General features: G+C 60.2%; 10 protein-coding genes. 4 read left to right on the forward strand and 6 right to left on the reverse strand.

The annotated features are described in order from the left end of the window. Positions 1 to 15: 15 nt before the first annotated feature. Positions 16 to 2,163: a fatty acid oxidation complex subunit alpha FadB gene (fadB, locus tag KGA83_RS09725; protein ID WP_223529573.1), complete on the reverse strand. Its 2,148-nt coding sequence runs from the start codon at positions 2,161 to 2,163 to the stop codon at positions 16 to 18. Positions 2,164 to 2,776: 613 nt separating this feature from the next. Continuing rightward, a complete protein-coding gene (locus KGA83_RS09730) occupies positions 2,777 to 3,214 on the reverse strand; it encodes a hypothetical protein (RefSeq protein ID WP_108219230.1) in 438 nt (145 codons plus the stop codon). 104 nt (positions 3,215 to 3,318) lie between these two features. On the opposite strand from KGA83_RS09730, the gene KGA83_RS09735 reads away from it, so the two are divergent. Beyond that, complete coding sequence (locus tag KGA83_RS09735) at positions 3,319 to 3,759, forward strand: universal stress protein (RefSeq protein ID WP_108219229.1); 441 nt, start codon at positions 3,319 to 3,321, stop codon at positions 3,757 to 3,759. Between the two features lie 191 nt (positions 3,760 to 3,950). Here the strand turns inward: KGA83_RS09735 and KGA83_RS09740 are convergent, their stop codons facing one another. Then, positions 3,951 to 5,870 (reverse strand): ATP-binding cassette domain-containing protein, encoded by a 1,920-nt coding sequence (locus KGA83_RS09740; RefSeq protein ID WP_223529574.1) that lies wholly within the window; start codon positions 5,868 to 5,870, stop codon positions 3,951 to 3,953. A gap of 215 nt (positions 5,871 to 6,085) precedes the next feature. On the opposite strand from KGA83_RS09740, the gene KGA83_RS09745 reads away from it, so the two are divergent. Continuing rightward, a complete protein-coding gene (locus tag KGA83_RS09745; protein WP_108219227.1) occupies positions 6,086 to 8,014 on the forward strand; it encodes a transglycosylase SLT domain-containing protein in 1,929 nt (642 codons plus the stop codon). Between the two features lie 177 nt (positions 8,015 to 8,191). Here the strand turns inward: KGA83_RS09745 and KGA83_RS09750 are convergent, their stop codons facing one another. Both KGA83_RS09750 and KGA83_RS09755 read right to left on the reverse strand, forming a co-directional pair. Next, the gene (locus tag KGA83_RS09750; protein WP_317850585.1) at positions 8,192 to 8,530 is read right to left on the reverse strand and encodes a Fic family protein; all 339 of its coding nucleotides are present in this window, start codon (positions 8,528 to 8,530) and stop codon (positions 8,192 to 8,194) included. Between the two features lie 22 nt (positions 8,531 to 8,552). After that, complete coding sequence (locus tag KGA83_RS09755; RefSeq protein ID WP_223529606.1) at positions 8,553 to 10,328, reverse strand: ABC transporter transmembrane domain-containing protein; 1,776 nt, start codon at positions 10,326 to 10,328, stop codon at positions 8,553 to 8,555. 253 nt (positions 10,329 to 10,581) lie between these two features. Between KGA83_RS09755 and KGA83_RS09760 the strand changes: the two genes are divergently transcribed. After that, complete coding sequence (locus tag KGA83_RS09760; protein WP_108219225.1) at positions 10,582 to 10,761, forward strand: PA1571 family protein; 180 nt, start codon at positions 10,582 to 10,584, stop codon at positions 10,759 to 10,761. Between the two features lie 207 nt (positions 10,762 to 10,968). Here the strand turns inward: KGA83_RS09760 and pdxB are convergent, their stop codons facing one another. Further along, a complete protein-coding gene (gene pdxB / locus KGA83_RS09765) occupies positions 10,969 to 12,111 on the reverse strand; it encodes a 4-phosphoerythronate dehydrogenase PdxB (RefSeq protein ID WP_223529575.1) in 1,143 nt (380 codons plus the stop codon). 272 nt (positions 12,112 to 12,383) lie between these two features. Between pdxB and KGA83_RS09770 the strand changes: the two genes are divergently transcribed. Then, on the forward strand, positions 12,384 to 13,787 hold the full coding sequence (locus tag KGA83_RS09770) for an MATE family efflux transporter (RefSeq protein WP_108219296.1): 1,404 nt from the start codon (positions 12,384 to 12,386) through the stop codon (positions 13,785 to 13,787). The last annotated feature ends 109 nt before the right edge of the window (positions 13,788 to 13,896 follow it).

The following is a 13,896-nucleotide window of genomic DNA, read 5'->3' on the forward strand; positions in this document are numbered from 1 at the left end:
TCTAGTTGGGGGCGCTTAACCGAAGAAGCTCTGGCCGTTCTTGGCCATTTCACGCAGCTTCGCGGTCGGGTGGTACAGCGCGCCCAAATCAGCGTACTGGTCGGCCAGGGCAACGAACTCTGCCACACCGAGCGAGTCGATGTAGCGCAGCGCACCGCCACGGAATGGAGGGAAACCAATACCGTAGACCAGACCCATGTCGGCTTCGGCGGCGGTTTCGACGATGCCGTCTTGCAGGCAACGCACGGTTTCCAGGCACAGCGGGATCATCATCCAGTTGATGATGTCTTCGTCGGTGACTTCGCGCTGCTCGTAAACGATCGGCTTGAGCACTTCCAGCACCGACGGATCGGCCACCTTCTTCTGCTTGCCCTTCTTGTCGGTCTCGTAGGCGTAGAAGCCCTTGCCGTTCTTCTGGCCCAGGCGCTTGGCTTCGTAGAGCACGTCAACGGCCGAACGACGGTCGTCCTTCATGCGGTCCGGGAAACCTTCAGCCATCACGTCACGTCCGTGGTGGCCGGTGTCGATGCCGACCACGTCCATCAGGTAGGCCGGGCCCATTGGCCAGCCGAACTTTTCCATGATCTTGTCGATACGGACGAAGTCCACACCGGCGCTGACCAGCTTGGCGAAACCGCCGAAGTACGGGAACAGGACGCGGTTGACCAGGAAGCCCGGGCAATCGTTGACGACGATCGGGTTCTTGCCCATTTTCTTGGCGTAGGCAACGGTGGTGGCAACCGCCAGCTCACTGGACTTCTCGCCACGGATGACTTCCACCAGCGGCATCATGTGCACCGGGTTGAAGAAGTGCATGCCGACGAAGTTTTCCGGACGCTTGAGGGCCTTGGCCAGCAAGGTGATGGAAATGGTCGAAGTGTTCGACGCGAGGATGGTGTCCTCTTTGACCTTGTCTTCAACTTCAGCCAGTACCGCTTGCTTGACCTTCGGGTTCTCGACGACCGCTTCAACCACCAGGTCCACGTGACCGAAGTCTCCGTAAGACAGGGTTGGGCGGATACCGTTGAGCACTTCAGCCATTTTCGCGGCGGTCATGCGACCTTTATCAACGCGGCCAACCAGCAGTTTGGCGGCTTCGGCCAGCCCCTGCTCGATGCCGTGCTCGTTGATGTCCTTCATCAGGATCGGCGTACCTTTGGAAGCCGACTGATAGGCGATACCGCCACCCATGATGCCGGCGCCCAGTACGGCGGCCTGCTTCACGTCTTTGGCGATTTCGTCGTAGGCCTTGGCCTTTTTCTTCAGTTCCTGATCGTTCAGGAACAAGCCGATCAGGCTCTGCGCGGCCGAGGTCTTGGCCAGTTTGACGAAACCGGCCGCTTCGATTTCCAGCGCCTTGTCGCGACCGAAGTTCGCGGCTTTCTGGATGGTCTTGATCGCTTCAACCGGCGCCGGGTAGTTCGGGCCAGCCTGGCCGGCCACGAAACCTTTGGCGGTTTCGAAAGCCATCATTTGTTCGATGGCGTTGAGCTTGAGCTTTTCCAGCTTCGGCTGGCGCTTGGCCTTGTAGTCGAACTCACCGGAAATGGCGCGCTTGACCAGTTCCAGCGCGGCATCCTGCAACTGCTCAGGAGCAACCACTGCGTCGACAGCGCCAACTTTCAGCGCATCTTCAGGACGGTTTTCCTTGCCGGCGGCAATCCACTCGATGGCGTTGTCGGCACCGATCAGGCGCGGCAGGCGCACAGTACCGCCGAAGCCCGGGTAGATGCCCAGCTTGACTTCCGGCAGACCGATCTTGGCGTTGGTGGACATGACGCGGTAGTCCGCCGCCAGGCACATTTCCAGACCGCCACCCAGCGCGATGCCGTTGATTGCGGCGACGGTCGGGACGTCGAGGTCTTCGAAATCGCTGAAAATCCTGTTGGCTTCGAGGTTGCCAGCAACAAGTTCTGCATCCGGCAGCTTGAAGTTGTCGACAAATTCGGTGATGTCGGCGCCGACGATGAACACGTCCTTGCCACTGCTGACGATCACGCCCTTGATCGAAGCATCTGCCTTGATGGTGTCTACGGCCTGACGCAGTTCGTTCAGGGTTAGACGGTTGAACTTGTTGACGGACTCACCCTTGAGGTCGAACTTCAGTTCGACGATGCCACTTTCAAGAGCCTTAACCGTGATGGCTTTACCTTCGTAAATCATCAACTGATCTCCACGATATGGAAGCTGAACAGTACACGTCGGACGCAGGCAAATGGCTTGGCAGGGACGTTGATCGTCAATGCTACGCCTATCCACCCGGCACACCCGCCAACGCGATAGTCGGGATTCTGTAGGAGCGGTCTGAAATACAAACGCTCAATTCATACGCCCGTTTGATTTGGGTACGTCACCTTCACGGAATTTCCGACAATTGTCAATCGCCTGAAAAACGGGTTGAAACGCGACTTTCCGGTCATTTCCGTACTGCGAAGACCTTAAACACGCTTGAGCATGCAAGGTCATTCATAGAATCAATTGTTAGAAAATTCGCCCTAATTCGCTGCAGCCCGCATTTAACACGCTACGCTGGCGAAACCAGGGGAAAAAGTTGAACGCTTTGGCGAATGCCCAGCGTAAGATCAGCCCACACCGTTTTACCGGCCTGCCTGGCCAACTCCGCCCGATGATTGATGTCGGGCTTTTTATTGCCTGATCGCTTCCTGTAGGAGCGAGCCTGCTCGCGATGGACGTCAACGATGACGCGGGAAGCCTGGCACCCCGTGGTGCTCTCAGGTTCATCGCGAGCAGGCTCGCTCCTACAGGGGACCCGGTTTCAGGCCAGTGCCTTGAGGGTGGCATCGATCTGTTGCAACACCTCGGCCTCGCCCTTCTCGCCCCAATACAAGGCGATTATTTGCTTGTCGGCCTCGACCTTGAAGACATTGCCTGGCAATTTTTCGAAATGATCGAGCAGCGCCCGTTCTTCACAGATTTCCTGCCACTGATTGACCCAGACACCCGGTGATTTTTGCCAGTAGCTCCAACACGCTGGCTGACTGCCACGTCGCGGACGATGGTACTGGGCACAGGGGCTTGGCGGCTCCTGGCTCAGCCAGTGCGGCCATTGCTGAGGTGCCAGTTGCATGGCCAGGCCGATGCGTCGGGCCTCCATCCGCAGGGCGATACGCCCGCTCTGGGCACGCGAGGGGCGCAACCATGCCAGCGGGCTGAGTACCACCAGCAGGATTGACACCACTATCCACACCGTCATATCTGTACTCCCGATTCTTGATGAGCCCATTGTGTCACTTTTGAACCAATGCGCTTGAAACCAGCCATACTTACCAATATTGCAACCCTCAGGAGGAGCACCTCATGCCCTACAACCATATTCTGGTCGCTGTAGATCTGACCGAAGAGTGCGACCCTGTGATCCACCGCGCTCGCGAACTGTCGGTGAGCAACGGCGCGAAATTGTCACTGGTGCACATTGTCGAACCGATGGCGATGGCCTTCGGCGGCGACGTGCCAATGGACCTGTCACAACTGCAACAGCAGCAGTTCGATCAGGCCAAGGAGCGCCTTGAACGCCTGAAGCACAAATACTCAGAGCTTGAGGGCTCCAATTGCCACCTCACCTACGGCCAGCCACGCCAGGAAATCCATCACTTCGCCAAGGAACAGCAATGCGATCTGATCGTGGTGGGCAGCCATGGCCGGCACGGCCTGGCACTGCTGCTGGGCTCCACCGCCAATGACGTGCTGCATGGCGCGCCTTGCGATGTGCTAGCTGTACGCCTGCAAACCAAATCCTGACAACACCTCCCTGTAGGAGCGAGCCCGCTCGCGATGAACCCGAGAGCGCCACGGGGTGTCAGGTTCCCCGTGTCATCGTTGACGACCATCGCGAGCAGGCTCGCTCCTACAGGGGATCGTTTCGATCCAATTTCATATGAAAAACCCGGCGTTCATCACTGAACGCCGGGCTTTTTTTATTGCCGGATCAATCAGGCATCCAGTTCGGCCCAACGCTCGACCATGATGTCGAGCTCAGCCTGCAACTGCTCCAGCTGAGCGATCACCGCAGCGGTTTCGGCAGCAGGACGCTGATAGAAGCCCGCGTCCGCCATCTGTGCTTCAACGGCGGCGATCTGTTGCTCCATGGCTTCGATCTGCCCCGGCAACGCTTCCAGCTCACGCTGCAACTTGTAGCTGAGCTTTTTCTTTGCCACTGGCGCTTCGACAGCTTCCGCAACCGGCGCAGGCTCGGCCTTCACCACCGCAGAATTCAGGTCGGCCTTGCCGGATTTGCTTTCGGTCACGCCCAGCAGGCGCGGCGAGCCGCCCTGGCGCAGCCAGTCCTGGTAGCCACCGACATATTCGCGAACCTTGCCTTCACCTTCGAAAACCAGGGTGCTGGTGACCACGTTGTCGAGGAATGCCCGGTCGTGGCTGACCATCAGCACGGTGCCATTGAAGGTCAGCAAGACTTCTTCGAGCAGTTCGAGGGTTTCAACGTCGAGGTCGTTGGTTGGTTCGTCGAGTACCAGCAGGTTCGCCGGCTTGCTGAACAACTTGGCCAGCAACAGACGGGCACGCTCACCACCGGACAGCGCCTTGACCGGCGTGCGGGCACGCTGCGGGCTGAACAGGAAGTCGCCGAGGTAGCTCAGCACATGGCGGCTCTGACCATCGATATCGATGAAGTCTCGACCTTCGGCCACGTTGTCGATTACGGTTTTTTCCAGATCCAGTTGATGGCGCAACTGGTCGAAGTAGGCGACATCGATCCGGGTGCCTTCTTCCACTTTGCCGCTGGTCGGTTGCAGGCCGCTGAGCATCAGCTTCAGCAGCGTGGTCTTGCCGGTACCGTTGGCGCCGAGCAGACCGATACGGTCGCCGCGCTGCAGCACCATCGAGAAGTCCTTGATCAGGAACGGGCCGCCCGGGTGAGCGAAGCTCACGTTCTCGAGCACCATCACTTGCTTGCCGGACTTGTCGGCAGTGTCCAGCTGGATATTGGCCTTGCCGGTACGCTCGCGACGCTCGCTGCGCTCGACACGCAGGGCCTTGAGGGCACGCACGCGGCCTTCGTTACGGGTGCGACGGGCCTTGATACCCTGGCGAATCCACACTTCTTCCTGGGCCAGGCGTTTGTCGAACAACGCGTTGGCGGTGGCTTCGGCAGCGAGTTCGGCTTCCTTGTGCACGAGGAAACTGGCGTAGTCGCCGTTCCAGTCGATCAGGCCGCCGCGATCCAGTTCGAGGATGCGGGTGGCCAGGTTCTGCAGGAAAGAACGGTCGTGCGTGATGAACAGCACGGCGCCCTGGAAATCCTTCAGTGCTTCTTCAAGCCAGGCGATGGCACCGATGTCCAGGTGGTTGGTCGGCTCGTCGAGCAGCAGCAGGTCCGGCTCGGACACCAGGGCCTGGGCCAGCAGGACGCGACGACGCCAGCCGCCGGACAACTCGGCGAGGGTCTTGTCGGCCGGCAGTTGCAGGCGGCTCAGGGTGCTGTCGACCAGGGTCTGCAAGCGCCAGCCATCGCGGGCTTCCAGGTCGTGCTGGACGTGCATCAGTTTGTCCAGATCGGCGTCGGTGACGCAGTTCTGGCTCAGGTGGTGATACTCGGCGAGCAAGGCACCGACGCCGTCCAGGCCTTCGGCCACCACGTCGAACACGGTCCGCTCGTCGGCCACCGGCAATTCTTGCGGCAATTCGCCGATTTTCAGACCGGGGGCACGCCACACCGAGCCGTCATCGGGCTTCTGGTCGCCCTTGACGAGCTTCATCATGCTGGACTTGCCAGTGCCGTTGCGGCCGATGATGCACACCCGCTCACCACGGGCGATCTGCCAGGACACCTTGTCCAACAACGGCATAGCGCCGAAAGCAAGGGACACATCGCTGAATTTGAGCAGGGTCATGAGCTTCTCCAAAAACCGGGCGCGCATTCTACCTGACTTGAGGCTTCAGAAGGCCGGCAATTTCACTCTCGTAGCACTCTGCATGACAAATGTTGCGAACTGACGTGGGAAGACCCGCAAAGCTTTCACCGGCTGCTGGCAAAAGGCTAAGCTACAGACAATTCAGTGCGGGCCTGGCCCGCACTTGTCATGATTTTTCTCTGCCCGGACGTCTCATGCGCAGTCGCCTTTTCAATCTTTTATCTGCTTTTTTATTGTCTGCCGCTGCCGTCCAATCCGCCCAGGCGGTGGACCTGTCCACCCAACGCCAGTATTACGATGAAGCCAAACGCGCCTTGGCCAAGGGCGACAGTGGCCCGTACTTCCGTTACAGCCAGGCCCTCGCCGATTATCCGCTGGAACCCTACCTGGCGTACGACGAGCTGACCGCACGCCTGAAAACCGCGAGCAACGCCGAAATCGAGAAATTCCTCACCGAACACGGCGACCTGCCCCAGGCCAACTGGATGAAACTGCGCTGGTTGCGCTGGCTGGCGGATCGAGGCGACTGGGCGACCTTCGTCAAGTATTACGACCCGAAAATGAACTTCACCGAACTGGACTGCCTGAATGCGCAGTACCAGCTCAGCCACAATCTCAAGACCGAAGGTAACGCCAACGCCGAAAAACTCTGGCTGACCGGCAAATCCCAACCTGAAGCCTGTGACACGCTGTTCGGCATGTGGGCCGCCGAAGGTCAGTTGACCGAACAAAAACGCTGGGAGCGCACCAAACTCGCCGCCCAGGCGCGCAACTACCCGCTGGCCAACAGCCTGATCAACGGCATGACCAACCTCGCCCCTCGCGGTCGCTTGCTGGTGGACGTCGCGCAGAAACCGGAACTGCTCAACCAGTCGTCACGCTTCACCCCGGCCGACGAAGCCATGTCCGATGTGGTCAGTCTCGGCCTGCGCCGCCTGGCTCGCCAGGACCCGGACAAGGCCATGGACCTGCTCGACGGTTACGCCAGTAGCATGCACTTCTCCCGGGATGAAAAGGTGGCGATCGCCCGGGAAATCGGCCTGACCCTCGCACGACGTTTCGACAGCCGTGCACTGGATGTCATGACCAAATACGACCCCGAGCTGCGCGACAACACCGTTTCCGAATGGCGCTTGCGCCTGCTCCTGCGCCTGGCGCGCTGGGACGACGCCTATCAGTTGACCCGCCGCCTGCCCCAGGACCTGGCCACCACCAACCGCTGGCGTTACTGGCAGGCCCGCAGCCTGGAGCTGGCGCAACCGCAGAATCCGGAAGCGCAGACGCTCTATAAAAGCCTGGCCCGCGAACGCGACTTCTATGGTTTCCTCGCCGCCGATCGCTCGCAGTCGCCCTACTCGCTGCTCAACAAACCGCTGGTGCTCAGTCAGGCCACCATCAACAAGGTGCGTAACACGCCCGGCGTACGCCGCGCCCTGGAGCTGCACGCCCGCGGGCAGATCGTCGATGGCCGCCGTGAGTGGTACTACGTCAGCCGTCACTTCAGCCGCGACGAAATGGTCGCCCAGGCCAAACTGGCCTACGACCTGAAATGGTACTTCCCGGCGATCCGCACCATCAGCCAGGCGCAGTATTGGGATGACCTGGATATCCGCTTCCCGATGGCCCACCGCGAGACCCTGGTGCGTGAAGCGAAGAGCCGCGGCCTGCATCCGAGCTGGGCGTTCGCCATCACCCGCCAGGAAAGTGCGTTCATGGACGACGCCCGCTCCGGGGTAGGCGCCTCGGGCCTGATGCAACTGATGCCCGCCACCGCCAAGGAAACCGCACGCAAGTTCAGTATTCCCTATAGCTCGCCACAGCAATTGCTGAATCCGGACAAGAACATCCAGCTCGGTGCCGCCTACCTGAGCCAGGTGCACAGCCAGTTCAACGGCAACCGCGTCCTCGCCTCCGCCGCCTACAACGCCGGCCCCGGCCGCGTACGCCAATGGCTGCGTGGTGCGGACCACCTGAGTTTCGACGTATGGGTGGAAAGCATCCCGTTCGACGAAACCCGCCAGTACGTGCAAAACGTGCTGTCGTACTCGGTGATCTACGGCCAGAAGCTCAATGCGCCACAGCCGATCGTGGATTGGCATGAGCGGTTTTTCGACGATCAATGATTCAAATCGACCCGTAAAAAAAGCCCGCATCTGTGATGCTAATGTTGTTCAGTTAAGCGAAGTGATTCCTTGTAGGATCGAGCTTGCTCGCGAAAAAGCCAAAAGCACCGCTGGGCATCTGGCTCTACGCGTTATCGTTCACGACCATCGCGAGCAAGCTCGCTCCTACAGAGGTGCTCAGTGTTTCTTCGCCGACTTGAGCCGTGCGAAGACCTGTTTTCCGAGCTGGGTCAGGCGATACTTTTGTGCCGGACTACTTGGCGATTCGGGCTGGGTCATCTCTATCCATTCGCTGATCTTTCGTGGGCCGTTAACATTCAGCACAGAAAGCAACTTCTCTACTGGGTCGGTTACTGGGTCGATTTCTGACCCACCCCGTACCGCCTCCGATAGTGCAAGGCTCATGGCTTGCAACATGAACTCTACGAAAGGCGTTGATTCGGCCAAATGATCGGCCGCCGACAATGCCGCGTAGAACGCCTCCTGCTGATCCCGAATCACCGCCTCAACCGGCAAATAAGATAATACCGGGTGTCATTCATGCCGCTTCATGCCCGTCACTGAACTGCAACGCCGCCAACCGCGCATACAACGCATTGCTGGCAAGCAGCTCCTGATGCGTGCCCACCGCCACCAGTTTCCCCTGGTCCATCACCGCGATCCGGTCGGCGTTTTTCACCGTGGCCAGGCGATGGGCGATCACCAGGGTGGTACGGTTTTTCATCAGGCTCGGCAGCGCCTGCTGGATCAGGTGTTCACTCTGGGCGTCGAGGGCGCTGGTGGCTTCGTCTAGGAGCAGGATCGGGGCGTCCACCAGCAACGCTCGGGCGATGGCCAGACGTTGGCGCTGGCCACCGGACAAACCGAGACCAGCGTCCCCCAGATGAGTCTGGTAACCATTGGGCATGGCTTCGATAAAGTCATGGGCATAAGCGATTTTTGCCGCTTCCTGTACCTCGGCCAAAGTCGCCTTCGGACTGCCGTAGCGAATGTTTTCTTCAATGCTGCCGAAAAACAGTGCCGGGGTTTGCGACACCAGGGCGAAACAGCGGCGCAGGTCCAGCGGATCGAGTTGAGTCAACGGCACGCCATCGAGCAGGACGCGTCCCTCGGTCGGGTCGTAAAAACGCAGCAGCAAGTCATACACCGTCGATTTTCCGGCCCCCGATGGCCCGACCAGCGCCAGCGTCTCACCGGCATTGACGGTCAGGCTCAACCCGTCGACGGCATAACTTTGCGGCCGCGACGGGTAGGAAAAACGCACATTTTGCAGTTGCAGTTGGCCGTCGACCCGGTCCGGCAGTGTCACCGCGCCTGCCACCGGCGGCAGGATGATGTTTTGCGAACGCAGCAATTCGGCAATCCGCTCGGCCGCGCCGGCGGCCCGCTGCAATTCGCCAATCACTTCGCTCAAGGTGCCGAACGCGCTGCCGACGATCAGGCTATAGAACACGAACGCCGCCAGCTCGCCGGCAGAAATTCGCCCGGCGATGACGTCCATGCCGCCGACCCAGAGCATCACCCCGACCGCGCCCAATACCAGGACGATCACCAGGGTAATCAGCCAGGCCCGCTGGAAGATGCGCTTGCGCGCGGTGTTGAACGCCTCCTCCACGGTCACGGCAAACCGGCGCTCGTCCTCGGCCTGATGGTTGTAGGCTTGCACGGTCTTGATCTGGCCCAGGGTTTCGGACACATAACTGCCGATGTCGGCAATCCGGTCCTGACTCAGGCGCGAGAGGTTACGTACCCGGCGGCCGAAGATCAGGATCGGCGCGATCACCAAAGGCAAGGCCACCACCACGATGCTGGTGAGCTTGGGGTTGGTGATGAACAACAGGACGATCCCGCCGATCACCATCAACAGATTGCGCAGGAACAACGACAGTGAAGAACCGATGACCGATTGCAGCAGCGTGGTATCGGCGGTCAGGCGGGACTGGATTTCGGAGCTGCGATTGTCTTCGTAAAACCCCGGGTGCAGGTAAATCAGATGATTGAACACGTTGCGCCGGATATCGGCGACGCAGCGTTCACCGATCCACGACACCAGGTAAAACCGCGCAAACGTACCGATCGCCAGCCCCATGACCAGCAACATGAACAGCGTGATGGACTGATTGAGCAGATGCGGTGACTGGGTCATGAACCCCTGGTCCACCAGCAGGCGAATGCCCTGCCCCATGGACAAGGTGATGCCGGCGGTGGCGATCAGCGCCAGCAAGGCGCCAAAGGCCTGCCAGCGATACGGCGCGATGAAACGACGGGCCAGGCGAACGGCACGGCGGTGACGGGCAGAGAGCATCGCAATCATCCAGGACAAAGCAGTCATTTTAGGGTCAGCCTACACCGCTCAATGGGGTGGCTCGCTGCAAATCACAATGAGTCAGGTTAATTATGTCCACCAACACTAGAGGCTAGACGCTATTGGTCTAAAGTTCGGCTAGCCACGTGCCGGCATTTCTGGTGGACTTGTTCTGTCCGCCCGGAAAGATCGCAGGGAGTTGTCATAGCCCGGTCACCTGGCGGCTATACAGTAAGCACACAACCTGATGAGGAGACAGGCCATGTCCTTGCAACACAGCAGCGATGACAAGATTCAAGTGATCCGCACGCAACCGGACCAGTCTCTGGGTTGCTCGATTATCGACGAGCAGGGTCGCGAAGTACCGATCACTGAAAAGATGATCCAGAAAGCTTGCAGCGAACTGGAAAAGCGATTGGTCAAACCTGCCAAACAAAAGTGATATAGCCACCGTCTTCTTGACCCGGCCCTTTGTTGGCCGGGTTTTTTATGCCTGCTTGATCCAATCCGGGACTGTGGCGCGCCCATCGCGAGCAGGCTCGCTCCTACAGGGGATCCGGGTCGTACACAACATTTGTATCCAGCACGGATCCTGTGGGAGCGACGGTGCGACGATTCGACCTGCTCGCGATTGGGCCGCTGTGGTCTATCAGATTGCCATCGCCCCCAACGCCGCCACAATCCTCTGCAGCTCAGGCGATTCACCTTCGATCCGCACCTGCAATCCGTCGATCTCCCGGCGCAACGGGTAATGCTTGCGCAGCCTATCGAATGCCGCACGCTGCTCGCTGACACTGCCGACCAGGCTGCGACGGAAATCCGCATCGTCACGACGCGGGTCATATACGCCACGGCACAGCATTGCCAGGGCCCAGGCCGGGTCGCTTTGCGCATTCAGGGTCACGTGCGACAGCCACGGTGTCGGCAGCAAATCGCTCAGGCTGACGCGGGCCGGTTGCCCGAGAAAATCGCAATACGCCTGATAAATCTGCGCAGTCCCCCGCTGCTTGCCGTCAAGGCTGTAACCGGCAATGTGCGGCGTTGCCAGCACGCACAGCTCGGCCAGTGCCACGTCGACTTCAGGCTCGCTTTCCCACACATCGAGCACCGCTTGCAGGTCTTCGCGCTGCAGCAGCACGTCGCGCAGGGCCGCGTTGTTCACCACCGGTCCGCGACTGGCATTGATCAGCCAGGTGCCGGACTTGAGCTGGTTCAGGCGTGTCTGATCGAACAAATGCCAGGTCGACAGCTGTCCCTGCCTGGTCAGCGGCGTGTGCAGGCTGATGACGTCGCACGCTTCGATGATCTGCTCGAGGCTGACGTAGTCACCGCCTTCAGCGGCCTGCCGTGGCGGATCGCACACCAGCACCTTCCAGCCCAGGCCTTGCAGGACTTTGACCAATCGGCCGCCCACTTCGCCGGCACCGACTACGCCGTAGGTACGCCGGGTCAGGTCGACACCTTCGATTTCGGCCAGGGTCAGCAAGCTGCCGAGCACATAGTCGACCACGCCGCGGGCATTGCAGCCCGGCGCGCTGGACCAGGTGATTCCGGCCTGCTGAAAGTAATCCAGGTCCAGATGATCGGTACCGATGGTGCACGTACCGACAAAGCGCACCTTGCTGCCTTCGAGTAGCGCGCGATTGACGTTGGTCACCGAACGCACCAACAGCACATCGGCCTGTTCGACCGTGGCACGGTCAATGGAACGACCCGGCACCCGGCGGATTTCACCGAAGCCTTCGAAGAAGGCATCGAGCAGGGGGATATTTTCGTCGGCAACAATCAGCATGGCAGGCTCCTTTGGCGGATCGGCAGTTTAGGCGTAGATGACGCATCGCGCCTAGACGCATCTCTCTGTATCTGTAGGAGCGAGCTTGCTCGCGATGGACGTCAACGATGACGCGGGATGCCTGAATGAACGTGGCATCCTTGCGTCCATCGCGAGCAAGCTCGCTCCTACAGAGAGTTGATTACAAATCGGTAACACGGGTCTTTTCCTGACTGCCGCGTCAACGCGTAGAATGCGCGCCTGTGCATCAAAACCTTTTGGACGTTTCGCCATTGAATCCTGCAATCGAGAATACCGCCGCCATTGCGCCTGCGCGGACAACACCCGTTCGCCTGGAACTCAAAGGCCTGCTCAACCTGGCCCTGCCCATCATGATCGCGCAACTGGCCACCACGGCCATGGGCTTCGTCGATGCGGTGATGGCCGGCCGCGTCAGCCCACGGGACCTGGCTTCGGTGGCCCTGGGCAACTCGATCTGGATTCCCGTCTACCTGTTGATGTCCGGCGTTCTATTGGCCACCACCCCCAAGGTCGCGCAACGCTTTGGCGCCGGGCAGTTTGACGAAATCGGTCCGCTGGTACGCCAGGCGCTGTGGCTCGCACTGTGTGTCGGGTTGATCGGCAGCGGCCTGCTGCTCGGCGCCGAGCCGATCCTGCACTGGATGAAAGTCGATCCGCAATTGATCGAGCCAAGCATGGGTTATCTGCACGGGATCGCCTTCGGTTTGCCGGGCATGGCTTTTTATTACGTACTGCGCTGCTACAGCGATGGCATGGGGCGCACCCGTCCGAGCATGGTCATCGGCTTGTGCGGCCTGCTGCTGAACATCCCGCTGAACTACACGTTGATCTATGGCCATTTCGGCGCACCGGCCCTGGGCGGCGTCGGTTGTGGCTGGGCCAGCGGCATCGTGATGTGGTTCATGGCGTTGAGCATGGCCGGCTGGACGTTCTGGGCTCCGTTCTATGCCCGCACTCGTGTGCTGGTGCGCTTCGACCGTCCGCAATGGGTCGTGATCAAGCGCCTGGTCGGCATTGGCCTGCCGATCGGTATCGCCGTCTTCGCCGAGTCCAGCATCTTCGCGGTCATCGCCCTGTTGATCGGCAGTCTTGGCTCTACCGTGGTGGCCGGGCATCAAATCGCCCTGAACATCAGCTCGTTGCTGTTCATGATTCCTTATTCGCTAGGCATGGCGGTGACCGTGAGGGTCGGTCAGGCACTGGGGGCCGGCAATCCTTGGCAGGCGCGCTTCGCGGCGAAGGTCGGGCTTGGCGCCGCACTGGTGTTCGCGGCGTTCTCGGCGAGCCTGATCCTGCTGCTGCGCGAACCCATCGCCTCGATCTACACGCCTGACAAGGCAGTGATCCAGATTGCGTCGATGTTGATCGTCTACGCCGCGCTGTACCAGTTTTCCGATGCCATCCAGGTGATCTGCGCGGGCGCGCTGCGTGGATACCAGGACACCCGGGCGACGATGATCCTGACCTTGTTCGCCTATTGGGGCATCGGCCTGCCGGTCGGCTACGTGCTGGGACTGACCGACTGGTTCGGTCCGGCCAGCGGCCCGAGCGGGCTGTGGGAAGGGCTGATTGCCGGCTTGAGCTGTGCGGCGCTGATGCTGTCGATCCGCCTGACGCTCAGTGCGCGCAGGCGGATTCGTAACAGCCGGGGTTGATCGCCGCACCCCTTGTAGGAGCAGCCGGTCGACGCTCGATTGCTCGCGAAAAACGCCAGGACACCGCGGGGCATCAGGTATTACGCGTTATCGTTGACGTCCATCGCGA

It is taken from the genome of Pseudomonas sp. GL-R-19, from assembly GCF_019956375.1.
Classification (GTDB): domain Bacteria; phylum Pseudomonadota; class Gammaproteobacteria; order Pseudomonadales; family Pseudomonadaceae; genus Aquipseudomonas.

Excerpts from the sequence above, each read along its gene's own strand:
- fadB (WP_223529573.1), bottom strand. The coding sequence starts at position 2,163 with ATGATTTACGAAGGTAAAGCCATCACGGTTAAGGCTCTTGAAAGTGGC.
- KGA83_RS09730 (WP_108219230.1), bottom strand. The coding sequence starts at position 3,214 with ATGACGGTGTGGATAGTGGTGTCAATCCTGCTGGTGGTACTCAGCCCG.
- KGA83_RS09735 (WP_108219229.1), top strand. The coding sequence starts at position 3,319 with ATGCCCTACAACCATATTCTGGTCGCTGTAGATCTGACCGAAGAGTGC.
- KGA83_RS09740 (WP_223529574.1), bottom strand. The coding sequence starts at position 5,870 with ATGACCCTGCTCAAATTCAGCGATGTGTCCCTTGCTTTCGGCGCTATG.
- KGA83_RS09745 (WP_108219227.1), top strand. The coding sequence starts at position 6,086 with ATGCGCAGTCGCCTTTTCAATCTTTTATCTGCTTTTTTATTGTCTGCC.
- KGA83_RS09755 (WP_223529606.1), bottom strand. The coding sequence starts at position 10,328 with ATGATTGCGATGCTCTCTGCCCGTCACCGCCGTGCCGTTCGCCTGGCC.
- KGA83_RS09760 (WP_108219225.1), top strand. The coding sequence starts at position 10,582 with ATGTCCTTGCAACACAGCAGCGATGACAAGATTCAAGTGATCCGCACG.
- pdxB (WP_223529575.1), bottom strand. The coding sequence starts at position 12,111 with ATGCTGATTGTTGCCGACGAAAATATCCCCCTGCTCGATGCCTTCTTC.